Consider the following 23,232-nt stretch of genomic DNA (forward strand, 5'->3'; position numbering starts at 1 on the left):
ATGAAAAACGCCCGGCATCTGCCGGGCGTTGTGTTTTACTTGCCTGCTGCGATGCGCTCGCGAATATGCTGTGCGCGCGCTTCGGAAGCGGGGTGATCGTCGAACATGCTGCTCTGACGGCCGGCCTCCATTTTAGCCAGTTTTTCAAAGCTGGTGACCAGGCCGTTCGGGTCGATGCCGCGTTGTTTCAGCAGATCGAACGAATAGTCATCGGCTTCGCTTTCCTGTTTTTGGGAGAACTGAGCGTTAACCAGCTTCTCGCCCATATCCGCCAACTGTGACTGCGACAGCGAACCTATGATGCCGCCGGTCGAGGCCGCTGCGGTACGCAATGCCACGGTGCCGTAAGCGACCTGCATTGCTTTGCGGGTATGGCCCAGCGCCACGTGGCCCATTTCGTGGCCCAGCACGCCTTCCACTTCATTGTCGGTCATCATGTCCATCAGCCCGCTGTAAACGCGGATACAGCCGTTGGCCATTGCCCAGGCATTCACGTCTTTTGTGACGTAGACCTTATAGTTGGCCGGCGTGCCGTTGATATTATCTCCCAGCGCCGCCGCGATTTTGTTCAGGCGTTTGGCATAGGTACTGTCGGCCGGCGCGATTTGTGCCTTGCTGTCCATCTCTGCGCAGGATTTATCACTCAGGATTTTTACGTCGTTATTGCTCAGCGTCGCGGCCTGGAACGCCTGCGCGCCAGACTGCATCAGGGTATCGGTGTTCAGGTTTTGACAGCCGCTTACCAAAGTGGCAATGCTTAATGCAATCAAAGAGGTACGGATCTTCATAAAGCCATTTTCCTGTGAGAGTAACAAGGGGGTCGTGTCATTTTAGTTTAGGGAAATCTTGCCGCTTGAGACTAGTGTACGCCGACAATCGGGAAAATAGTGTTATTCCGAAAAACCGACCAATTGTGCTAATAAGTTGTGAACTCGCTCTCATTTGGTATTAGGGATTGCCGTTTTAATGCGGAGTCTGAGAAAATAGAAAACTTGACTGATTTTTTAATCCGACCTGGAGTAAAACATGTCCTCTCGTAAAGAGCTTGCCAACGCCATCCGCGCACTCAGCATGGACGCCGTACAAAAAGCAAATTCCGGCCACCCGGGTGCACCTATGGGCATGGCGGACATCGCCGAAGTCCTGTGGCGTGACTACCTGAACCACAACCCGACCAACCCGCACTGGGCTGACCGTGACCGCTTCGTCCTCTCCAACGGCCATGGCTCCATGCTGATTTACAGCCTGTTGCACCTCACCGGCTACGACCTGCCGATGAGCGAGCTGGAAAACTTCCGCCAGCTGCACTCCAAAACCCCGGGTCACCCGGAATACGGCTACACCCCTGGTGTGGAAACCACCACCGGCCCACTGGGCCAGGGCATCGCCAACGCCGTCGGCTTCGCCATTGCCGAACGCACCCTGGCTGCGCAGTTCAACCGCCCGGGCCATGACGTGGTCGACCACCACACCTACGCCTTTATGGGCGACGGCTGCATGATGGAAGGCATCTCTCACGAAGTCTGTTCCCTGGCCGGTACCCTCAAGCTCGGCAAACTGACCGCGTTCTACGATGACAACGGCATCTCCATCGACGGTCACGTGGAAGGCTGGTTCACCGACAACACCGCCGAGCGCTTTGAAGCCTACGGCTGGCACGTAGTGCGTCACGTGGACGGCCACAACCCGGATGCCATCAAGGCCGCGATTGAAGAAGCCCGCAAGGTCACCGACAAGCCGTCCCTGCTGATGTGCAAAACCGTGATTGGTTTCGGCTCCCCGAACAAGGCCGGTACCCACGACGTGCACGGTGCTGCGCTGGGCGCCGCCGAAGTGGCCGCCACCCGCGAAGCCCTGGGCTGGAAATACGCCGCCTTCGAAATCCCGCAGGACATCTATGCCCAGTGGGACGCCAAAGAAGCCGGCAAGGCGAAAGAAGCGGCCTGGAACGACAAGTTCGCCGCCTACGCCAAGGCCTTCCCGGAACTGGCGGCCGAGTTCAAACGCCGCATGAACGGCGAACTGCCGGCCAACTGGAAAGCCGACGCCAAAGCCTTCGTCGAGCAGCTGCAGGCCAACCCGGCCAACATCGCCAGCCGCAAGGCCTCGCAGAACGCGCTGGAAGCCTTCGGCAAGGTGCTGCCTGAGTTCCTCGGCGGCTCTGCTGACCTGGCGCCAAGCAACCTGACCATGTGGTCCGGCTCGAAAGCGCTGAACGTTGATCCGGCGGGTAACTACATCCACTACGGCGTGCGCGAGTTCGGCATGACCGCCATCACCAACGGCATCGCGCTGCACGGCGGCTTCCTGCCGTACTCCGCGACCTTCCTGATGTTCGTGGAATACGCCCGTAACGCGGTGCGCATGGCGGCGCTGATGAAAATCCGCAACGTGTTCGTTTATACCCACGACTCCATCGGTCTGGGCGAAGACGGCCCGACGCACCAGCCGGTTGAGCAGATTGCCAGCCTGCGCGTGACCCCGAACATGAGCACCTGGCGTCCGTGTGACCAGGTGGAATCGGCGATTGCCTGGCAGTACGGCATCGAGCGCAATGACGGCCCGACCACGCTGATTTTCTCGCGTCAGAACCTGACCCAGCAGCCGCGTACCGCGGAGCAGCTGGCCAACGTTTACCGCGGCGGCTACGTGCTGAAGGACTGTGCCGGTACGCCGGACGTCATCCTGATTGCCACCGGTTCGGAAGTGGGCATCACCGTGGAAGCGGCAGACAAGCTGAGCGCGGCGGGCACCAAGGTGCGCGTGGTCTCGATGCCGTCTACCGACGCCTTCGACAAGCAGGACGCGGCTTACCGTGAGTCCGTGCTGCCGGCGGCGGTCACTGCCCGCGTGGCGGTGGAAGCGGGTATCGCGGACTACTGGTACAAGTACGTGGGCCTGAACGGCGCTATCGTGGGCATGACCACCTTTGGTGAGTCGGCACCGGCAGAGCAACTGTTCAAAGAGTTCGGCTTCACCGTGGATAACGTGGTGGCCAAGGCGCAGGCACTGCTGAAATAAGGCATCTCGCGTCGCATTACCCCAGGCCCGGCACCTTGCCGGGCTTAGTCTAATGACAAACAGCCGAAAAACGTGGTTTTCGGCTGTTTGGGGTAAATCTGAAGACATAATCCTTTGTTTTTATTCGTCCCCAGATCGGAATTTTTAACTGCAAAGGACTTTGTCATCAATCTGAGCCCGGGCATCTTGCCGGGCTTTTTCTTGCCCAAAAATCGCCCAACCTCACAAAATACGAAGATAAAAAATCAACGGCGTTGCTTAAGAACACTTATTAACTATATGTTAATTTTTAGTTTATTAAATGTAACCAGGAGTTGATTATGTTAACAAGAATCGGCGCGTCGGTGGTGGCGATGGCGGTACTGGGTGCAGTGCCTGCTTACGCTGAGTTCCCTGCAGGCTATCCAGCCGACTATCAGAAAATTGTGGATGGCGCGAAGAAAGAGGGCAAGGTAGTGGTGTATTCCACCACGGATACCAAAGCCGCAGGACCGTTGATTCAGGGGTTCGAAGCGCTGTATCCGGGCGTTAAGGTCGAATACAACGACATGAACAGCACCGAGCTGTATAACCGCTATATCAGCGAACAGGCGGCGGGTGGCACCAGCGGTGACGTGGTGTGGAGTTCGTCGATGGATACCGCGCTGAAGCTGGCAACCGACTATGCGCAAGAATACGCCTCGCCGGAACAGGGCCAACTGCCCAAGTGGGCGGTCTGGAAAGAGAGAGCCTACGGCACCACCTATGAGCCGGTGGTCTTCATTTATAACAAACGGCTGATCCCGCAGGGGGATGTGCCGGACTCGCACGCTGCGCTGGCAAAGCTGATCGCCAGTCAAACCGACAAGTTTAAAAAGAAAGTCACGACCTATGACATTGAAAAATCAGGGTTGGGCTTCATGCTGTCGGTGCAGGACTTCAAGGCCGACCCGAACTATTTTGCTACGCTGGCTGACGTTGCCAAAGGCGGTCTGGCCGTGCAGTCGTCCACCGGTACCATGATGGAAAGGGTATCGTCCGGTGAAAACCTGATTGGTTTCAACATTCTGGGTTCCTACGCCGAAGCCCGCGCCAAAACTGACCCTTCTCTGGGCATCGCTTACCCGAAAGATTACACCCTGGTGCTGTCGCGCGTGTCCTTTATCAGCAAAGAGGCTGCCAACAGCAACGCGGCAAAACTTTGGCTTAACTACGTATTGTCGGAAAAGGGCCAGAGCATTCTCGCCAACCAGGCGGATATTCCCTCTATCCGTAATGACATTGAAGGCAAAAACGACATCGACGGCATGACCAAAATGCTTGGCAACGCGCTGAAGCCTATTCCGGTGGACGAGAGCCTGTTGGAGTACCTGCAGCCGGCCAAACGGCTGGACTACATCAAGCAATGGCGTACCGCCGCGGCAAAATAAATTAGGACAGGCTCCGGACGCGCGTCTGCCAGGGAGGCGCGCGCCCTTTGGTGGTCGATGTTTACAACCATTGGGATAGATTATGAATACATGGCGCAGAAAGTGGCAGAGCCTGCCGCGTGGCTTGGTGGTGGTGATAACCGCGCTGGTTATCTATGTGCCGCTGTCATTTATCGTGATTCAAAGTTTTCTCTCCGCACCTTTTTTTTCGCCCTCCAAGGTTTTTAGCCTTGAGGCGTTCGAGTTTATTTTTACCGATCCCGACTTTTACAAGGCGCTGAAAAGTGGCTTTATCCTGGCCTTTGGCTTAGTGGTGATCGCCATTCCGCTGGGAGGTATTCTGGCCTTTTTGATGGTCAGAACCGATTTGCCCGGTCGTCGGTTTATTGAACCGCTGATCCTGGTGCCGATCTTTGTCTCACCGATGGTGCTGGGCTTTGGCTACGTGGTGGCCGCCGGGCCGGTCGGCTTCTTCTCGCTATGGGCGGAATCGCTGCTGGGCTTTGTGCCCTGGAATATCTACTCGATGGCCAGCATTGTGGTCATTGCCGGATTAACCCACGTACCGCACGCTTATCTTTATATTTCCTCGGCCTTGCGCAGCGTCGGCTCCGACGTGGAGGAGGCCGCTCGTACGGCAGGCGCTTCGCCCTTGCAGGTCATGACGGCCGTCAGCTTGCCGATGGTACGCCCTTCGATTCTGTATGCTGGCGTATTGCTGTTCTTTCTCGGGCTGGAGGTGTTCGGCCTGATGCTGGTGCTGGGCGATCCGGAAGGGAACCTGGTGCTGGCGACCTACCTGTATCAACTGACCAACAAGCTGGGCACGCCGTCTTACCACCTGATGGCGGCAGTGGCGGTGGTGCTGATTTGCATCACCATTCCGCTGGTAATGTTGCAGCGCCGTCTGATGCGTACCGCCAACCGTTTCGTCACCGTCAAGGGCAAGGCGTCGCAGGCGCGGGCGCTGCCGCTGGGCAAATGGCGCTGGGTCGCCGGTGCGGTGGTGGTGTTTTGGCTGACGGTGACCATAGGTGTGCCACTGGTTGGCGTGGTGCTGCGTGCCTTTATTTCCAACTGGGGCGTGGGTGTTTCTATCTGGGACGAGCTGTCGCTCAATACCTTCCGCACCATCTGGCAGCAACCCAATCTGTTGCGAGCGATCGTCAACTCGATGGCGATAGGGGTGATCGGCGGTGCTCTGGCGGTAGTCTGTTATCTGTTCATCGGCATTGCCATGCATCGCAAACCCGACGGTGCTACCCGTTTTCTCGATTACAGCGTGCTGGTACCGCGTGCGGTGCCGGGTTTGCTGGCGGGGCTGGCGTTCCTTTGGGTGTTCCTGTTCCTGCCGATGTGGCTGGACAAGTCGCTGAAAGAGGGCTGGTTATCGGCCCTGCCGGTCGCCGAATGGCTGCGGGAAAACCTGATTGTCTGGCTACGTTCTTTGCGCAGCACCATCTTCAGCGTTTGGCTGGCGTATACCGTGGTGTGGATGGCCTACGGCCTGAGGTTGATCTCCTCGACGCTGTTGCAGGTCGGCCCTGAACTGGAAGAGGCGGCGCGCAGTGCCGGTGCCTCCCGTGGGCAGATCACTCGTCACGTGACTATTCCGCTGTCGCGCTACGGCCTGATCGGCTCGTGGTTGCTGATGTTCCTGATTTTCGAACGAGAGTATTCCACCGGGGTTTACCTGTTGTCTCCAGGCACCGAAACCATAGGTTCGATGCTGGTTTCGCTGTGGGCGGCGGGTGCCATTGATATCGTGGCCGCGCTCTCCTTCATTAACATCCTGCTGGTGGTGCTGGGGCTGGGGATCGCCTTGCGCTTTGGAGTGAAATTACATGATTGAACTTTCGGTAGAGAACCTGCATTTGACCTACGGTGACAACCCGGTGCTGAAAGGCGTTTCGATGCAGCTCAAGCGCGGCGAGGTGGTTTCGCTGCTGGGGCCGTCGGGCAGCGGTAAAACGACGCTGTTGCGGGCGGTCGCCGGGCTGGAAAAGCCAACGCAGGGCAGCATTATCATTGGCAGCAATAAGGTGTACGACGGCACTGCGCGCAGCGAGATCCCGGCGGAGGAGCGCAACCTCGGGCTGGTATTCCAGTCCTATGCCCTGTGGCCGCATAAAACCGTGTTTGAGAACGTCGCCTATCCACTGAAATTACGCAAAGTTTCCACGGCGGAAATTACCCAGCGGGTGCAAGGGGTGCTGGATCAACTGGGACTGGGGCATCTGGGCAAACGCCATCCGCATCAGCTGTCCGGCGGCCAGCAGCAGCGCGTGGCGATTGGTCGGGCGTTGGTGTACAACCCGCCGGTGATCCTGCTGGATGAGCCGCTATCCAACCTGGATGCCAAGCTGCGCGAAGAGGCGCGGGTGTTCCTGCGTGAACTGATTATCAAGCTGGGTTTGTCGGCGCTGATGGTGACCCACGATCAGAACGAGGCGATGGCCATTTCCGATCGCATTTTGTTGCTCAACAACGGCAAGATCGAACAGCAGGGCACGCCGCAGGAAATGTACGGCTCCCCCTCGACCCTGTTTACCGCCGAGTTTATGGGCAGCAATAACCGCCTGTTCGGCAAAATCACCGAGATGAGCGAGGGCAAGGCGCGCATCGAAGGGAAAGATTGGGCGCTGTGGGGCATGGCAGGGGCAGGGGTAAAGGTTGGCGATGAAGCCACGGCGGTGATCCGGGTAGAACGCGTGCGCCTGGGTGAGGATCCCCAGGGCAACCAACTGGAGTTGCCACTGCTGACCAGCATGTACCTGGGCGATCGTTGGGAATACCTGTTCCGCACCGTTGCTGAAGATTTCGTGGTGCGGGCTTATGGCACCGAAGTGCGTGGACAGACGCTTTGCCGGCTGTCCTTACCGGCAGAGCACCTGTGGATTTTCCCCAAGGCCTAGCTTCAACAATAACCGCGCCTGTGGCGGGCGCGGTTGGTTGAACTACAAATCCAGTACCAGCCGTTGCCCCTTGGCCCTTGAGCAGCATATCAATAGGCTCTGCTGCGCTTCTCGTTCCTCCTCGCTCAGATACTGATCGCGGTGGTCAGCTTCCCCTTCAATAATTCGCGTTTCACAGGTGCCGCAAATACCTTCCCGGCATAGGCATTCCACTTTCGCTGCCTTGCTGTTTTCCAGCACCTGCAGAATGGTCATCTCTGGTGCCACTTCCAGCTCAATCCCTGAGCGAGCCAACACCAGCGTAAAGGCTTTCCCTTGGCTGTCAGTGACGGCAAAGGCCTCGCGGTGCAGACGTGCCTTCTCAATCCCGTGCGCGGAAGCCGCCTGCAATACCGCATCGTTCAACGCCGGTGGGCCACACACGTAAATATGGGTTGCAGGTTCGATGTCTGCCAGCAGGCGTGCCAAATCTAAACGGCTACCCTGGGTGGAAACATGGCAGTGGACATGTTCAGCAAAGGGGGAAGTCAGCAGCTGTGCCTGAAAAGCATTCTGTTCTTCGCTATGGAAACAATAGTGCAGCCGGTAACGTTGACCGCGCTGGTGCAGTTCATGCAGTTGTGCCATAAACGGCGTAATGCCGATGCCGCCGGCAATCAGCAGGTGTTGTTCCGCCGTCGGTGCCAATGCAAACAGATTGTTCGGCGTACTTATGGTCAGCGTATCGCCTACCTGCAGGTTGTTATGCATAAAGTTGGATCCGCCTTTCGAGGGCGACTCGCTCCGTACGGCGATCTGATAGTGCTGTAAGTCGAAAGGAGAGCTTAGCAGGGAGTAGGCATTACTGTAGCGCTGTTCCCCCTGTTGCATCTGCACGATGATATGGCTGCCGCCACTGAAGGCCGGCAACGGCCGCTGCATTGGGTCCGCCAGAGTAAAACGCTTTACCTGCGCGGTAATGGTTTCGATTTCGATCACGCGGACATCAAACATCCGATAACTGGACATGTTATTCACTCCAGAGCACGGGCTGCGCCCGCGCATAACAGGTTATACCGCCTGGCACAGATATTTCAGTTCCAGATAATCGTCTATGCCATAGGTGGAGCCTTCACGCCCCAGACCGGACTGTTTGACGCCACCGAACGGTGCCACCTCGTTGGATATCAGGCCCGTGTTGATGCCTACCATGCCGTATTCCAACTGCTCCGAAACCCGCCAGATGCGCGCAGCATCGCGCGTGTAGAAATAGGCCGCCAGCCCATAGATCGTGTCATTTGCGCGTTGCAGCACTTCGGCTTCATCGTCAAAGACCACCAGCGGTGCGACCGGGCCGAAAATCTCTTCTTCCAGCAAGAGTGAGCCGGCTTGAACGTCCCCCAGTACCGTCGGCGTGAAGAAATTGCCGCCCAGCGGGTGCGGATGACCGCCGGTGAGTAGGATGGCCCCTTTGTTTTGTGCATCGTTCAGCAGTTCCATGACCTTGTCTCGTGCTTTACGGTTGATTAACGGACCTATTTGCACATCGTGATCGAAGCCGTTACCCACTTTCAGCGCCGCTACCCGAGCGACAAATTTTTCTGTGAACTGCGGGTAAACGTCACGGTGGATATAGAAACGGTTAGCGCAAACACAGGTTTGCCCCGCGTTACGGTATTTGGCGACTAATGCACCCTCAACGGCAGCGTCGATATCCGCATCCTTGAACACGATAAAGGGCGCATTGCCACCCAGTTCCAGAGAGACCTTTTTGATGGTGTCGGCGCTTTGGCGCATCAACACGCGACCAACCGGGGTGGAACCGGTAAAGCTCAGCTTACGGACCAGCGGATTGCTGGTCAGCTCGGCACCGATGATCTGTGAATTGCCGGTGATCACGTTGAAAACCCCAGCGGGAATGCCCGCACGGTTAGCCAGCTCCGCCATTGCCAGCGCCGAATAAGGCGTTTCATTGGCGGGCTTAACGATCAGCGTGCAGCCGGCCGCCAGTGCCGGTGCCGCTTTTCGGGTGATCATTGCCGCTGGGAAGTTCCACGGCGTAATGGCGGCACAAACGCCGATGCCTTGTTTGATCACCATCAGGCGTTTGTCAGCACTGGGTGAAGGAATGATATCGCCGTTGGTGCGCTTTGCCTGTTCGGCGAACCACTCGACAAACGAAGCGGCATAGCGGATTTCGCCCAACGATTCTGCCAGCGGTTTACCTTGTTCCTGCGTCATTAGTGACGCCAGATCCTGCTGGTGCTCCAGCATCAATTCGAACCAGCGGCGCAGATGCAGTGCCCGTTGTTGGGCTGGCAGACTACGCCAGCCTGCCAGCGCTTGCTGTGCGCAGGCTATGGCGTGTTGTGCTTCGGGTTGTGCCATGTTCGGCACCTGGCCTATAAGTTGGCCGGTCGCCGGATCGCTGACCGGCAAGATTTCGTGATTGGATGCATCGCACCATTGGCCGTTAATAAACGCCTGCTGGCGGAACAGTGATTGATCGGAAATATTCACCGGATGACCTCATGGGTTAACGGGGCCGAGGGGCCCCTGTACATTTAAGGTTGGAAGACCTGCGCCAGCAGGTTGTGGAAGTGCGCGATACCATGTTCGCTAACGCCACTGCCCGCACCGTCAACCATGATGCGTCCTTGCCCGCGATAGCCACGTGACTTCAGCCCTTTCTGTACACTTTCCACCAGCCGCAGATCCTCTGGGCGAAACACGTCGCGATACCATTCGATCAACTTCTGTTGTTCGGCGGTCAGCTCCTCGTTGGTGAAATAAATGTCATAGTGTTGCAGGGTGGTTTCCGCATCGACCGGGAACTCATAAATCACCGTCATCATGCCTTCCAGCGGCGGGATGTTGAACATGGTGCATGGCCATAGCCAGATGCCGTGGAAGCTGGCGTCTTTGCCTTCTTCGAATTTGAATGACTGCTCGGAAGGGCGCGCGTAGCCAAACTGCATCGTCCAGTTACCGTGCAGGGTGTGCCAGTAGCGATCGACCTGCACCGAATCGGCGAAACCGGGGTGCGCCGGGGCACAGTGATAACACTCGAGATAGTTGTCGACGATGTTCTTCCAGTTGGCCGGGGTGAGGGTGGTGAAACGTGCTGCCAGCTTCAGGTCGTCTACCGCCGGGCAGGCCTCGCGCACCTTGGCTGCCAGGCCGGGCAGTTGATCTTCTACGCTGCCGGCCTGCGGGTTCATATTGATAAAAATAAATCCGCCGTATTCCTCTACCCGTACCGGCGTCAGATGGGCGATGTCTTTATTGAAGTTATGCACGTTCTCGCAGTTGCGCGCATGGGCCAGTTCGCCGTCGAGCTTGAACGCCCAGGCGTGGTACGGGCAGGTAATGACGTTTTTGGCCTTGCCGTCGCCGGACAACAATTGATGCCCACGGTGTGGGCAAACGTTGTAAAAGGCGCGCAACACCTTGTCGCGACCGCGTACCACCAGGATATTTTCGCCGATGATCTCGCGGGTGATGTATTCATTCGGCTGCGCCACTTCACTGCCGTGCGCCACGCAGATCCAGCTGTTGGCGAACACCCGTTCTTTTTCATGATCGAATGCGGCCGGGTGAGTATAAAACTGAGCCGGAATGGTATACGCCTCGCGGGCATCGGCGCAGAAGTCTTTGGGTAACGTCAATGCGGGGATTACTGTGCTCATAATAACCTTCCTCTTCTTTATTTTTATTCCACGGGAGTGTTTCAGACGACGGTTGTGTTGTTTAACGGGTTAACGGCCGGAGGTTCTGACGGTGTGCTCAACGTCGGCCGGCTGACGTCGATCAGGTGCGCCGGTATCGCGGCGTAGTCCTGTTTCAGCCAGCGGGCGAACCCGTAAGTTTTGACCAATAGCACCAACAGAAACGGTAAGGCGGTTAGGACAACGGTGGTTTTCATGGTGTCGAGCGAGGCACCGGTGAACAGAATCGACAGCGGGATCAGCGTGATCACCACACACCAGAACAGGCGCAGCATCGGGCTGGGATCCTGCCCCTCTTGCAGATTCCGGGTGCTGGTGGCCGCCATGGTGTAGGCGACGGCATCCATATGCGACGCCAGAAAAATAATCATGATAAACAGGTAGCCCGCCAGGAACAGTTTGCCGAGTGGTAGAGACATCAGCAGCATTTGCACCGCCGTTTCTCCGCCCCGAGCGTTGAGGATCTCCGGTACGTTCAACTGCCCGCTGATGAATTGATGCATGGCGAAGCTTTCCAGCGAACCGAAGAAGAACCAGCAACCGAGGGTGCTGCCGAGCAGCAGGGCCCAAATCACCTCTTTGATCTTGCGCCCGCGAGAAACCCGGGTCACAAACATGGCCACGCCAGGCGTATAGGAAATCCACCACAGCCAGTAGAACACTGTCCAACTGCGGCTAAAGCTGCCGTCTCCCATGGGGTCGGTAAACAGACTCATCTGCAGGAAATTCTGCGCCGTCAGACCGATAGCGTTAACGGTGTTATTAATGGTGAATTCGGTCGGTCCGACCAACAGTACCAGTGCGGCGAAGATAAACGCCCCCCAGCCGACCATTTTACTCAGTCGCTGCATGCCGCCGTCGATACCAATGTACGAGCTGAGGCAGAAAATTACTGCGGCCAATAGGATCACTGTGGCCTGTACTGCGAAGGTGTCTGGAATACCGGTTAATGCCGTCAGCCCGCGGGTGAAGGTGGAGGCGGTTAACACCAGTGAAATAGTCAATGCACCCACGGTAGCAACCAGGAAAATAAGATCTACCGCTCGCCCTATAGGGCCGTCGGCGCGTGCACCTGTGATGGCCGAGATAATGCCGGACAGGCTCAAGCCTTTATTTTTACGGACATGAAAGTGATAGGCCATGATCAGTGAGGCCAAGGCATAGGTTGCCCAAGCGCTCAGCCCCCAGTGGAAGAACGAGTAGCTGATGCTGTATTCCAATGCTTTTGGCGTGCGTGGTGCGATATTCAGCCCGGGCGTTTGATAGTAATAGGCCCATTCCATTACGCCCCAGTACAGGGTTGAGGAACCCAGCCCAGCGCAGATGAACATAAACACCCAGGCTAGAGTGGAGTACTGCGGCTTGCCTTCACCAAGGCGGATATTGCCATATTTGCTTAAGGCCAGATAAAGCACCACCAGCAGTGCCATCAGTACCAGCACCTGAATGGTCGAACCGAACAGGCGGGTGACCGCGTTAAAAATGGTGGTGGCTACCAGTGCGGATTGTGCTGGAAATAGCATCAGGCAGATAGCGATCAGCGTGATGCTGCACAGACTGATCGCGATGAGCATGACATCCTTTTTAGGCGTGCTCTGCATGGGAGTGAACTCCTGTTATTTGTGGTTGGCCGTTGCGTGCAATCAGCACGCTTATCGGCCTTATTGATTGGCGTTAAGCCGTTTGTTAGACCACGTAGGGCAGGTATCTCGACACGCTAGATGCCATGAGTTTTTACCCTTCATTAACATTTGAGAGTGTGCACAAATTACCCAACTGCCACAATTGAGGTATCTGTGAAGGGATAAAACACGGTATGTAAATAATTTGTTGTGATCTTGACCGGAGAATTAGTGTGGCTTTTCGGGGGCTTTTCAGCGAATTACGATGAGAATTTATGGAGGAATACAAAATTAGCACGTGACTATGCAGAGCGATATATATCGCTCTGCATAGTCATTTATGGTGTGAATGTTTAGGTTAAAGCAGGGCGGCGATCGCCTGACCGACCTGTTGGGTGGTGGCGTCACCGTGCATGTCCGGGGTGCGTGGCCCGCAGGCGATAACCTGTTCGATGGCGGCGAGAATACCGTCGTGCGCCTGGCGATAGCGTGGTTCATCCTTACCGAGGAAGTCCAGCATCATGGCGCCGGCCCAGATCATGGCGACAGGGTTGGCGATGTTTTTGCCGAAAATATCCGGTGCGGAACCGTGCACCGGCTCGAACAGTGAAGGGAAATTGCGCTCGGGGTTAAGGTTGGCCGAAGGCGCGATACCGATAGTGCCGGCGCAGGCCGGGCCAAGATCGGACAGGATGTCACCGAACAGGTTGGAGGCCACCACCACGTCGAAACGTTCGGGTTGCAGCACGAAGCGCGCGCACAGAATATCGATATGCTGTTTGTCCCAGCTAATGTCCGGATACTGCTGCGCCATGGCGGCTACGCGTTCATCCCAATACGGCATGCTGATCGCCATTCCGTTGGATTTTGTGGCGGCGGTGAGCGTCTTGCGCGGGCGTTGTTGCGCCAGTTCAAAGGCGTATTTCAATATGCGGTCGACGCCGTGGCGGGTGAACACCGACTCCTGGATCACCATTTCGCGTTCTGTGCCTTCAAACATTCGGCCGCCGAGCGACGAGTACTCCCCTTCGGTATTTTCACGCACCACGTAAAAATCGATATCCCCCGGGTTCTTATTTGCCAGCGGGCAGGGCACGCCGGGGAACAAGCGCACCGGACGCAGGTTGACGTACTGATCGAAATCGCGACGGAATTTTAGCAATGAGCCCCACAGCGAGATATGGTCCGGCACCTTGTCCGGCCAGCCGACGGCACCAAAATAGACGGCGTCGAAGCCTTGTAGTTGCTCGAACCAATCGTCCGGCATCATCTGGCCGTGCTGCAGGTAATAATCGCAGCTGGCCCATTCGAAGGTTTCAAACTCCAGGGACAAATCCCAACGCGCGGCAGCAGCTTGCAACACCCGAATGCCTTCCGGCATCACTTCCTGGCCAATACCGTCTCCCGGTATGGCGGCGATTTTATAGCTTTTGCTCATAGGATCTCACTTGTGAAGAGGGGCGATTGACATCCCTTCCATCCTATAATTGACTAACTGTTAATCAATGCTGGAAACGGTGAAACATAAAACACGAATCATGAATAATCTACCTATCCTGAGTGACCTGCGGGTGTTTGTGTTGGTGGCGCGCCGCGCCGGTTTTGCCGCCGCCGCCGACGAGCTGGGCGTTTCACCGGCATTCATCAGCAAACGTATTGCGCTGTTGGAAAAGGCGCTGGACGTGTCGTTGCTGCACCGCACTACGCGCCGGGTGGCGATCACCGAAGATGGCGAGCGCATTTACGAGTGGGCACAACGCATTCTGAACGACGTCGATCAAATGATGGATGAGCTTTCCGACGCCCGTCAGGCACCGCAAGGTACGTTGCGTATTGTCAGCAGTTTCGGCTTCGGTCGGCGTTTTGTCGGTCCTGCACTGTCGGCGCTGGCGCTGGAATACCCGGCGCTTGAACTGCGACTGGACGTTTCCGATCGGCTGGTGGATTTGGTCAGCGAAGGTTTTGACCTGGATATCCGCATCGGTGATGACATTGCCCCCAATCTGATTGCCCGCAAGCTGGCGCAGAACCAACGCATTTTGTGCGCGTCTCCGGAATACCTGCAGCGTTATGGCACACCGAAAACCTTGAGCGAGCTTTCCGGACGCGCATGTCTGGCAATTAAAGAGCGTGACCATCCTTTTGGCCTGTGGCGACTGCAGGGGCCACAAGGGGAGGAGGCGGTGAAGGTGACCGGCGGGCTGTCATCCAACAACGGTGAAATTGTGCATCAATGGTGCCTGGACGGACAGGGTGTGGCGCTGCGTTCCTTTTGGGACGTACGGGAGAGTATTGAAAATGGCTGGTTGGTGCATATCCTGCCGGACTACTACCAGCCGGCAGATATTTGGGCGGTGTACGTTTCACGCCTGGCGACCTCGGCCAAAGTGCGGGTGACCGTCGAATTTTTGCGCGATTATTTCCGCCAACACTATGGCGAAGCCTCGTTGTTGTCGGAATACCTGGCGCGTCGCTAGGGCAAGGAGGAGGCAAAAGTGTGCGCCAGATCATTTTATTCCCGCAAAGTGTCGATCAGTTGTCAGGCGAGCTGTCGCATCTGTTCCTTTTGGCAAAACTTTGGTTTATGCTCAGCTGAAGCGTTTCAGTTGCATCAGGATTCAACTGAAACGCCGGAGTGAAGGTGATGAACACGCGGCTGATGGAAGGAATAATGCGACGTGGCGATTCACAGCAGGCGGTGCGCTAAAGTACTCTATGCGAGTGAGCTTGATAACCTATCAGCGCTCTCTCAGATAGGGTGAGCATGCCCGGTGTGAGAAGGCCCTTTTTCAGGAGCAGCATGACAATCCGCATAGCGATAAACGGCTTTGGCCGCATAGGCCGCAGCGTTTTACGCGCACTGTATGAATCGGGACGAAGAGCGGAAATTTCCGTGGTGGCGATCAACGAATTGGCGAACGCCGAGGGGATGGCCCACCTGCTGAAATACGACTCCAGCCATGGCCGTTTTGCCTGGGATGTTCGCCAGGAATGCGACATGTTGACCGTCGGGGACGATACCATTCGTTTGCTGCATCAGCCGGCGGTGGAACAGCTTCCCTGGGGCGAGCTGGGCGTTGACGTGGTGCTGGACTGCAGCGGCGTGTACGGCAGTCGGGCGGATGGCGAGGCCCATCTGGCGGCGGGAGCGAAAAAAGTGTTGTTCGCTCACCCCGGCGGCAACGATCTGGACGCCACCATCGTGTTTGGCGTCAACCATCAGACGCTGCTGGCGGAACACCGCATCGTGTCCAATGCGTCATGCACCACCAACTGCATTATTCCGGTGATCAAACTGCTGGACGATGCCTACAGCATCGAGTCGGGCACGGTGACCACCATTCACTCCTCAATGAACGATCAGCCAGTGATAGACGCCTATCACCAGGATTTGCGGCGCACCCGCGCGGCGAGCCAGTCGATTATTCCGGTCGACACCAAGCTGGCCGCCGGTATTACCCGCGTTTTTCCGCAGTTTTGCGATCGTTTTGAAGCGATTTCCGTACGTGTGCCGACCATCAACGTGACGGCCATCGATCTCAGCGTCAGCGTCAGTTCGGCGGTGAAAGTGGCAGAGGTCAACCAGCTGTTGCAAATGGCCGCACGGGGATCTTTTCGTGGTATAGTTGACTATACGGAACTACCATTAGTCTCGATCGATTTTAACCATGACCCGCACAGCGCTATCGTCGACGGTACGCAGACTCGGGTCAGCGGACAACACCTGATCAAGACCTTGGTCTGGTGTGATAATGAATGGGGCTTTGCCAACCGGATGTTGGATACAACACGGGCAATGGCCGCAAGCGGTTTCTAGTACGGCGGCATCGGCACTGGCCGGTGCGCCGCTCAGGCAACTTTATAGAGAATCAACCAAGAGGGTTCACCATGTCTGTAATTAACATGTCCGATCTGGATCTGGCAGGTAAACGCGTTCTGATCCGCTCCGATCTGAACGTTCCAGTGAAAGACGGTAAAGTGACTTCCGATGCACGTATCCGTGCCTCCCTGCCGACTATTGAAGCTGCGCTGAAACAAGGCGCCCGCGTGATGGTAACTTCCCACCTGGGTCGTCCTACCGAAGGCGAGTACAACGAAGAATTCTCCCTGCTGCCTGTTGTCAACTATCTGAAAGAACACCTGAAAAACCCGGTACGTCTGGCTAAAGACTACCTGGATGGCGTTGATGTTGCAGAAGGCGAGCTGGTCGTGCTGGAAAACGTCCGTTTCAACAAGGGCGAGAAAAAAGACGACGAAACCCTGTCCAAGAAATATGCGGCACTGTGTGACGTATATGTGATGGACGCCTTCGGCACCGCACACCGTGCACAGGCTTCCACCCATGGCGTGGGCAAGTTCGCGCCTGTTGCCTGTGCCGGCCCGCTGCTGTCCGCAGAGCTGGAAGCGCTGGGTAAAGCGCTGGGCAACCCTGCCCGTCCGATGGTTGCCATCGTGGGTGGTTCTAAAGTTTCCACCAAACTGACCGTACTGGATTCCCTGTCCAAAATCGCCGATCAGCTGATCGTCGGTGGCGGCATCGCCAACACCTTCGTGGCGGCGCAGGGCAACAACGTGGGCCAGTCTCTGTACGAACCTGATCTGATCGACAACGCCAAGAAACTGCTGGAAACCTGCGACATTCCGGTTCCGACCGACGTGCGCGTGGCGACCGAGTTCTCTGAAACTGCGGTTGCGACCGTGAAGCAGGCGAACGAAATTCAGGACAACGAGCAAATTCTGGATATGGGCGACGTCTCAGCCGAGCGTCTGGCCGTTATCCTGAAGAACGCCAAAACCATTCTGTGGAATGGCCCGGTTGGCGTATTCGAGTTCCCTAACTTCCGTAAGGGCACCGAAATTGTCGCTCGCGCTATCGCAGACAGCGAAGCCTTCTCTATCGCAGGCGGCGGCGACACCCTGGCAGCAATCGACCTGTTCGGCATTGCTGACAAGATTTCCTACATCTCAACCGGCGGCGGCGCCTTCCTGGAATTCGTGGAAGGTAAAGCGTTACCGGCGGTCGTGATGCTGGAAGAGCGCGCTAAGCAGTAATTCAGACAACGGGAGGCGAAAGCCGCCCGTTTGTTTTATACCGCGCGGCATAATGCGGCGCGGCATGAAAAAATCGATTTACATCCATCTACGGCCGACGAAACAGGACAAAGTAACATGTCTAAAATTTTTGATTTCGTAAAACCGGGTGTCATCACTGGTGATGACGTTCAGAAAGTATTCGCAGTAGCTAAAGAGAACAACTTTGCTCTGCCAGCAGTGAACTGCGTAGGTACCGACTCCATCAACGCCGTGCTGGAAACAGCAGCGAAGGTGCGTGCTCCGGTTATCGTACAGTTCTCTAACGGCGGTGCCGCGTTCATCGCCGGTAAAGGCGTGAAGACTGACGTTCCTCAGGGTGCAGCAATTCTGGGCGCTATCTCTGGTGCACATCATGTTCACCAGATGGCTGAGCATTACGGCGTGCCGGTTATTCTGCACACCGACCACTGTGCGAAGAAACTGCTGCCATGGCTGGACGGCCTGCTGGACGCTGGCGAGAAACACTTCGCGGCTACCGGTAAGCCACTGTTCTCTTCTCACATGATCGACCTGTCTGAAGAGTCCCTGGAAGAAAACATCGAAATTTGCAGCAAATACCTGACTCGCATGGCGAAGATCGGTATGACCCTGGAAATCGAACTGGGCTGCACCGGCGGTGAAGAAGATGGCGTGGACAACAGCCATATGGACGCATCCGCTCTGTACACCCAACCGGAAGACGTGGCTTACGCGTACGAAAAACTGAACGCCATCAGCCCACGCTTCACCATCGCAGCGTCCTTCGGTAACGTGCACGGCGTATACAAGCCAGGCAACGTTAAACTGACTCCGACCATCCTGCGTGATTCTCAGGACTACGTGTCCAAGAAATTCAATCTGCCGCACAACAGCCTGAACTTCGTGTTCCACGGCGGTTCCGGTTCTACCGACGCAGAGATCAAAGAATCCGTAGGTTACGGCGTGATCAAAATGAACATCGATACCGACACCCAATGGGCAACCTGGGACGGTATCCTGCAGTACTACAAAGCGAACGAAGCTTACCTGCAGGGCCAGTTGGGCAACCCGAAAGGCGCCGACCAGCCGAACAAGAAATACTACGATCCACGCGTATGGCTGCGTTCAGCCCAGACTTCCATGATTACTCGTCTGGAACAGGCTTTCAAAGATCTGAACGCAGTAGACGTTCTGTAATCTCGGTCAGCTGTTAGCCATATTGAAAGGCTCCCTTCGGGGAGCCTTTTTTGTTGCTAGCCCAACAGACTGGCGCCGACGTTAATCGACAGCCCCAGGATCACCAGATTGAAAACAAAGGAAATCACCGATTGCAGTAGAGCGACTTTGCGCACCTCGGCCGCACCGACGGCCACGTCGGCAGTTTGCGAAGCCACCGCGATGGTGAACGAGAAATAGGCAAAGTCCCAATAGGTAGGCTCCTTAAGGTCGCCGGGAAACAACAGCGGCAGCGGATCCTGCTGTGCACCCTGACGATAAAACTGATGGGCATAGTGCATGGTAAATGCCGTGGGCAGCAGTAACCAGGACACCACCAGCGTCGCGCCGGTCAGCGCCAGATGCAGCGTCTTCAGCGAATCGCTGACCTGTTTGGCGGTGCTCAGCTCAAACAGAATGGATAAAATGCTCACCAGACAGCCGATGCTGACCAGTGCCAGCACCATACTGGCGCTCTCATCCTGTGCCCGTGCCAGTTGGCGGATGTGCTTTGGCGTGCTGATCAGCATCAGTCGCCAGAGAAACAGCAGATAGCACCAGGCCAAAACGTTCCAGCCGAGCATCAGTCGCTGCAGCTCAGAAAGCGTGGCGGGCAGCAGCAGGTAGCACAAAATGCCCGCACCGACGGACAGCAGCAGCCTTGGCCGAACCTGCCAGTAGTGTTTGATTGACGATGGAATGTGCATAACCGATGAAGTTCCTTATCGTTATAAAGGCGATAGCGCTGTGTTCAGCATAGAAGAAGCGTGGCGGCTGTTTCGGCTATTTTTGACGCTTACGGTTGGCATGCGGTGGAAATGTTGGTTAACCTAAGGCGGTGGTTTCCGACTGACGGCTGATGTCAGTTTTTTTGCGAGTTTATCCCCTTAGGGACAAGTTAGGACGACACGAATGAAAGATCTGAATGTAGTAGATGGCATTAATGGTGCCGGTAACTGGCTGGTGCAGAACCAGGACTTATTGATTCAGTACGCGGTGAACATCGTCGCGGCGATCGTTATTTTCATCATCGGTTCGATCATTGCACGCGTAGTCAGCAATGCATTAAGCCGGGTGATGAAGCTGCGTGGTATTGACGCCACGGTTGCCGACTTCCTGTCTGCCATGGCGCGTTACGGCATTCTGGCCTTCACCTTTATCGCCGTGCTGGGGCGCGTTGGCGTTCAGACCACCTCGGTGATCGCCGTGTTGGGTGCCGCAGGTTTGGCCGTCGGCCTGGCGCTGCAGGGCTCACTGTCCAACTTCGCTGCAGGCGTGCTGCTGGTGGCCTTCCGTCCACTGCGTGCCGGTGAATATGTCGATCTGGGCGGCGTAGCCGGTACCGTCGACCAGGTGCAGATTTTCTCCACCACGCTGCGTACCGCAGACAACAAAACCATCGTGGTGCCGAACGGCAAAATCATCGCCGGCAACATCATCAACTATTCCCGCGAGCCAAACCGCCGCGTAGACATCGTGGTTGGCGTGGCTTATAACGCCGATATCGACGTGGTGAAAAAAGTGTTGGGTGATGTGATCGCTGCCGACAAGCGCATCATGCACGCCAAAGGCGTAACCGTACGCTTGAACGAGATGGCGCCATCTTCCCTGAACTTTGTCACCCGTTCCTGGACCACCAATGCGGAATACTGGAACGTATACTTCGATCTGATGGAGAACTTCAAGCGCGCGCTGGATGCCAACAATATCGGCATTCCGTTCCCGCAGATGGATGTTCATCTGTACCGCACTGAAGAAGCGGCTACCGCGAAAGCGGAATAAAGCAGAACAAGAGAAAAGGGGCCACGGCCCCTTTTTTTATTGCCGGCCGAGGCTGCATCCTGCGGATGTCGCCTCGGCTTTTTCGTTTTATCAGTTTGATAACGCGGAGTCTGGCACAGGGGCGCGCCGGTTCATGCTGAGCCGGTAGAGCAGGAAAATAGCGGCAGAGCCCACCAGTACCGGCAGCGCCAGCCAGATGAAGAACATCTCCGACGTCCCTGCCGCGACAATCATCCAGGCGCCAAGCATTGAACCGACTATCGAGCCGAAGCGACCGCTCGCCATCGCCCAGCTGACTCCGGTGACGCGAGCGGCGGTAGGATAAAGGGTAGCGGAGACCAGATTCAGGCCGTTCTGCGCACCGGCCACGCCGAAACCGATGAGGAATACGGTGACCGCCAGCGTATAGGCGTCCCCCATCAGATAACCGGTAGCGCCAATCACCAGTGCGGCACCCAGGTACGACAGGGCCAATACCCGGTAGGGGCCGACGCGGTCCATCAGCAGCGCCATAAGGATGGCACCGAGGGTTCCGCCCAGCGGCACCATCGCCCCGATGCGCGAAGCGTGGACGATATCGTAACCGGTATCCTTGAGAATGCTCGGCAGCCAACTGGTGAGCAGATAAAACACAAACAACGAGCAGAAGAATGCCACCCACAGCAGCAAAGTGCGCACTGCGCGACCTTCGATAAACAGGTGGGAGATTGGCGATCTGGCCAGTGCGGGGCGTTCATCATCGATAATCGTCACGCCGGCCCAACTTTTGCCGGTGATACGCTCGACCACCTGGCGCAGGCTATCGGCATGTTTCGGGCTGGCAGTCATAAAGCGCGCTGACTCGGGCATCTGCCAGGCCAGCAACGGCAATAGCAACAATGGCGCGATGCCACCGAGCATCAGCAAACCACGCCAGCCGAAGGCCGGAATAACCTGCCCGGCAAGGATGCCGCCCAGCGCCAGACCGGCGGTGAAGCCGCTCCAACTGAGGGTGACCATGATCATCCGCCGACGTGCCGGCGAGTATTCCGAGCTCAGGGTGATGCAGGTGGGCATCGCCCCGCCCAAACCGATACCGGTGATTAAACGCAGCAGGGTCAACGACTCGATTGAGCTGGTATAGGCCGAGGCAAGAGTGCCTCCGCCAAAGATCAGTATGGAGGCGAGCAGCACGCGCTTGCGCCCTATGGCATCGGCAACCGGGCCGAAGATCAGGCTGCCGAGCAGCAGGCCGAACAATCCCGCGCCAAACGTCGGCGATAGCTGGGCAGGCAGCAGTTGCCACTCTTCGCGTAACGCCGGGGCGATATAGCCGATGATGGCAGTGTCAAAACCGTCCAGCAGGACGATCAGGAAACACAGGGTAAGGATCAGGATTTGATAGGGCGAGATTTTCGCGTTGTCGATGATCTCGCTGATACGAGCGGTGTTTTGGCTCATGGGGGTTCCACTTTAATTAGGCTTGTGTGGAGCTGGCTGGAGGGCTGTGCAGGCGTCAGGCTCTTGCTGAAACGGGCCTGAACCAAAGCCGCTGTGGCTGGCATGGTGCAGAAAGTCTGAGTATACACCAGAGCCAGCGGCTTGCAGCGATGCGCTGAGATGAGCCGTTCTGTTTCAGACAAAACGGCCTAAATACTCTGTTCTCAGAACGGGCAAGCATGGTGGGCTTTGATCTTCTCTGCGCTGACAGGATGAACGAAATGCAGTTCGCTGGCGTGCAGCATCAATCGCGGCGTCCCTTCGGTGCCTGGCAGCAGACGGCCGCCATACAGGTCACAGCCCAAAATAGGATGGCCCAACTGCTGGCAGTGGATACGCAGCTGATGGGTGCGCCCGGTCTCCGGGATTAACTGTACCCGCGTCAACGGCAGTAACGTCCCGTCTGTCAACTCGCGATAAGTGCGTTCAACGACCCGATAGCGTGAGCGAGCGGGCTTGCCGTGGATTGAGCAAATCGACATCAGCGGGAACAGCGCCGGATCTTTGGCAATTGCCGCATCTATCACCCCTTCGTCGTCGTTCAGGTGCCCGCAGAGCAATGCGCTGTACACCTTGGTGACGGTACGCTGACTGAACTGTTGGCAAAGGGCGGCATTGATCGCTTTATTACGCGCTATCACCATCAGCCCGGAAGTGCCGAAATCAAGGCGGTGGACCAGCGTACAGCCAGGAAATAGCTGCACCAGCCGATGATGTACCGAATCGAGGTTTTGCGGGTTTTTCCCCGAGAGGCTTAGCAGCCCGGCGGGTTTATTGATAAGCACCAGACTTTCGTCCTGATACAGCGTCTCTATCTGGTCATGGCACGGCGGGGCAATAAAGGTATCGATAATCTTAGACATCAGGCTGCCCGGCGGGAAAGTGGGAGCGGATAATAACGAATTTTTGGCCGCCAGTCAGTTGTCCCCGCCCGCCCCCTTGCCAAAGGAGGGGGAACGGCTAACCCGGCAGAGAGGTTTTCACCAGACGCCGAACGGCGCCTGGCTTCCAAAGGGGTTACTGAAAGGCG

The 23,232-nt window shown here is 56.7% G+C and carries 18 protein-coding genes; 9 read left to right on the plus strand and 9 right to left on the minus strand.

What is annotated here, in order from left to right:
• Positions 1–35: 35 nt before the first annotated feature.
• Positions 36–788 (minus strand): M48 family metallopeptidase, encoded by a 753-nt coding sequence (locus AAZT04_RS16350; RefSeq protein WP_020828534.1) that lies wholly within the window; start codon positions 786–788, stop codon positions 36–38.
• A 238-nt stretch (positions 789–1,026) separates the two neighbouring features.
• Here AAZT04_RS16350 and tkt point away from each other — a divergent pair, with 238 nt between their 5' ends.
• From tkt to AAZT04_RS16370, 4 genes are all read left to right on the plus strand, one after another.
• Positions 1,027–3,021 (plus strand): transketolase, encoded by a 1,995-nt coding sequence (gene tkt / locus AAZT04_RS16355; protein ID WP_020828025.1) that lies wholly within the window; start codon positions 1,027–1,029, stop codon positions 3,019–3,021.
• A 353-nt stretch (positions 3,022–3,374) separates the two neighbouring features.
• Positions 3,375–4,430, plus strand: a complete 1,056-nt coding sequence (locus AAZT04_RS16360; RefSeq protein WP_369982361.1) for an ABC transporter substrate-binding protein — start codon at positions 3,375–3,377, stop codon at positions 4,428–4,430.
• Between the two features lie 82 nt (positions 4,431–4,512).
• Complete coding sequence (locus AAZT04_RS16365) at positions 4,513–6,282, plus strand: ABC transporter permease (RefSeq protein WP_020828532.1); 1,770 nt, start codon at positions 4,513–4,515, stop codon at positions 6,280–6,282.
• Entirely contained in the window at positions 6,275–7,345 is a 1,071-nt protein-coding gene (locus AAZT04_RS16370; RefSeq protein WP_046372679.1) for an ABC transporter ATP-binding protein, read from the plus strand. Before AAZT04_RS16365 ends, AAZT04_RS16370 begins: the two co-directional genes overlap by 8 nt.
• A gap of 42 nt (positions 7,346–7,387) precedes the next feature.
• On the opposite strand, the gene AAZT04_RS16375 is transcribed toward AAZT04_RS16370, so the two are convergent.
• The 5 genes from AAZT04_RS16375 to AAZT04_RS16395 all read right to left on the minus strand — a co-directional run bounded on the left by AAZT04_RS16375 (position 7,388) and on the right by AAZT04_RS16395 (position 14,112).
• Positions 7,388–8,353, minus strand: coding sequence for a PDR/VanB family oxidoreductase (locus tag AAZT04_RS16375; protein WP_261136540.1), 966 nt, complete (start codon positions 8,351–8,353; stop codon positions 7,388–7,390).
• 42 nt (positions 8,354–8,395) lie between these two features.
• Entirely contained in the window at positions 8,396–9,844 is a 1,449-nt protein-coding gene (locus AAZT04_RS16380; RefSeq protein WP_234529586.1) for an NAD-dependent succinate-semialdehyde dehydrogenase, read from the minus strand.
• A gap of 44 nt (positions 9,845–9,888) precedes the next feature.
• On the minus strand, positions 9,889–11,013 hold the full coding sequence (locus AAZT04_RS16385; protein ID WP_020828528.1) for an aromatic ring-hydroxylating oxygenase subunit alpha: 1,125 nt from the start codon (positions 11,011–11,013) through the stop codon (positions 9,889–9,891).
• Positions 11,014–11,054: 41 nt separating this feature from the next.
• Positions 11,055–12,653 carry a BCCT family transporter gene (locus tag AAZT04_RS16390; RefSeq protein WP_234529585.1) on the minus strand — a complete coding sequence of 533 codons (1,599 nt, stop codon included), beginning with the start codon at positions 12,651–12,653 and terminating at the stop codon, positions 11,055–11,057.
• A gap of 379 nt (positions 12,654–13,032) precedes the next feature.
• Complete coding sequence (locus tag AAZT04_RS16395) at positions 13,033–14,112, minus strand: tartrate dehydrogenase (RefSeq protein WP_234529584.1); 1,080 nt, start codon at positions 14,110–14,112, stop codon at positions 13,033–13,035.
• Between the two features lie 79 nt (positions 14,113–14,191).
• On the opposite strand from AAZT04_RS16395, the gene AAZT04_RS16400 reads away from it, so the two are divergent.
• The 4 genes from AAZT04_RS16400 to fbaA all read left to right on the plus strand — a co-directional run bounded on the left by AAZT04_RS16400 (position 14,192) and on the right by fbaA (position 18,923).
• Entirely contained in the window at positions 14,192–15,151 is a 960-nt protein-coding gene (locus tag AAZT04_RS16400; RefSeq protein WP_162488645.1) for a LysR substrate-binding domain-containing protein, read from the plus strand.
• A gap of 323 nt (positions 15,152–15,474) precedes the next feature.
• Entirely contained in the window at positions 15,475–16,491 is a 1,017-nt protein-coding gene (epd, locus tag AAZT04_RS16405) for an erythrose-4-phosphate dehydrogenase (protein WP_020828524.1), read from the plus strand.
• A gap of 71 nt (positions 16,492–16,562) precedes the next feature.
• Positions 16,563–17,726 (plus strand): phosphoglycerate kinase, encoded by a 1,164-nt coding sequence (gene pgk, locus AAZT04_RS16410; protein WP_020828523.1) that lies wholly within the window; start codon positions 16,563–16,565, stop codon positions 17,724–17,726.
• Positions 17,727–17,843: 117 nt separating this feature from the next.
• Positions 17,844–18,923, plus strand: a complete 1,080-nt coding sequence (gene fbaA, locus AAZT04_RS16415) for a class II fructose-bisphosphate aldolase (protein ID WP_020828522.1) — start codon at positions 17,844–17,846, stop codon at positions 18,921–18,923.
• A gap of 56 nt (positions 18,924–18,979) precedes the next feature.
• Here fbaA and AAZT04_RS16420 read toward each other — a convergent pair whose 3' ends face one another.
• Positions 18,980–19,648: a DUF1345 domain-containing protein gene (locus tag AAZT04_RS16420; RefSeq protein WP_020828521.1), complete on the minus strand. Its 669-nt coding sequence runs from the start codon at positions 19,646–19,648 to the stop codon at positions 18,980–18,982.
• Between the two features lie 205 nt (positions 19,649–19,853).
• Between AAZT04_RS16420 and mscS the strand changes: the two genes are divergently transcribed.
• Positions 19,854–20,723: a small-conductance mechanosensitive channel MscS gene (mscS, locus tag AAZT04_RS16425; RefSeq protein WP_020828520.1), complete on the plus strand. Its 870-nt coding sequence runs from the start codon at positions 19,854–19,856 to the stop codon at positions 20,721–20,723.
• A 90-nt stretch (positions 20,724–20,813) separates the two neighbouring features.
• On the opposite strand, the gene AAZT04_RS16430 is transcribed toward mscS, so the two are convergent.
• Positions 20,814–22,163 (minus strand): MFS transporter, encoded by a 1,350-nt coding sequence (locus AAZT04_RS16430; protein ID WP_129941769.1) that lies wholly within the window; start codon positions 22,161–22,163, stop codon positions 20,814–20,816.
• A gap of 203 nt (positions 22,164–22,366) precedes the next feature.
• On the minus strand, positions 22,367–23,065 hold the full coding sequence (locus AAZT04_RS16435; protein WP_048760883.1) for an RluA family pseudouridine synthase: 699 nt from the start codon (positions 23,063–23,065) through the stop codon (positions 22,367–22,369).
• Positions 23,066–23,232 lie beyond the last annotated feature (167 nt).

It is taken from the genome of Serratia sp. Je.1.23.a (assembly GCF_051129805.1).
Lineage (GTDB): Bacteria > Pseudomonadota > Gammaproteobacteria > Enterobacterales > Enterobacteriaceae > Serratia > Serratia liquefaciens.

Bases quoted from the DNA above. Each gene is read 5' to 3' on its own strand.
- AAZT04_RS16350 (WP_020828534.1), bottom strand. From the start codon at position 788: ATGAAGATCCGTACCTCTTTGATTGCATTAAGCATTGCCACTTTGGTA.
- tkt (WP_020828025.1), top strand. From the start codon at position 1,027: ATGTCCTCTCGTAAAGAGCTTGCCAACGCCATCCGCGCACTCAGCATG.
- AAZT04_RS16360 (WP_369982361.1), top strand. From the start codon at position 3,375: ATGGCGGTACTGGGTGCAGTGCCTGCTTACGCTGAGTTCCCTGCAGGC.
- AAZT04_RS16365 (WP_020828532.1), top strand. From the start codon at position 4,513: ATGAATACATGGCGCAGAAAGTGGCAGAGCCTGCCGCGTGGCTTGGTG.
- AAZT04_RS16370 (WP_046372679.1), top strand. From the start codon at position 6,275: ATGATTGAACTTTCGGTAGAGAACCTGCATTTGACCTACGGTGACAAC.
- AAZT04_RS16375 (WP_261136540.1), bottom strand. From the start codon at position 8,353: ATGTCCAGTTATCGGATGTTTGATGTCCGCGTGATCGAAATCGAAACC.
- AAZT04_RS16385 (WP_020828528.1), bottom strand. From the start codon at position 11,013: ATGAGCACAGTAATCCCCGCATTGACGTTACCCAAAGACTTCTGCGCC.
- AAZT04_RS16390 (WP_234529585.1), bottom strand. From the start codon at position 12,653: ATGCAGAGCACGCCTAAAAAGGATGTCATGCTCATCGCGATCAGTCTG.
- AAZT04_RS16395 (WP_234529584.1), bottom strand. From the start codon at position 14,112: ATGAGCAAAAGCTATAAAATCGCCGCCATACCGGGAGACGGTATTGGC.
- epd (WP_020828524.1), top strand. From the start codon at position 15,475: ATGACAATCCGCATAGCGATAAACGGCTTTGGCCGCATAGGCCGCAGC.
- pgk (WP_020828523.1), top strand. From the start codon at position 16,563: ATGTCTGTAATTAACATGTCCGATCTGGATCTGGCAGGTAAACGCGTT.
- fbaA (WP_020828522.1), top strand. From the start codon at position 17,844: ATGTCTAAAATTTTTGATTTCGTAAAACCGGGTGTCATCACTGGTGAT.
- AAZT04_RS16420 (WP_020828521.1), bottom strand. From the start codon at position 19,648: ATGCACATTCCATCGTCAATCAAACACTACTGGCAGGTTCGGCCAAGG.
- mscS (WP_020828520.1), top strand. From the start codon at position 19,854: ATGAAAGATCTGAATGTAGTAGATGGCATTAATGGTGCCGGTAACTGG.
- AAZT04_RS16430 (WP_129941769.1), bottom strand. From the start codon at position 22,163: ATGAGCCAAAACACCGCTCGTATCAGCGAGATCATCGACAACGCGAAA.
- AAZT04_RS16435 (WP_048760883.1), bottom strand. From the start codon at position 23,065: ATGTCTAAGATTATCGATACCTTTATTGCCCCGCCGTGCCATGACCAG.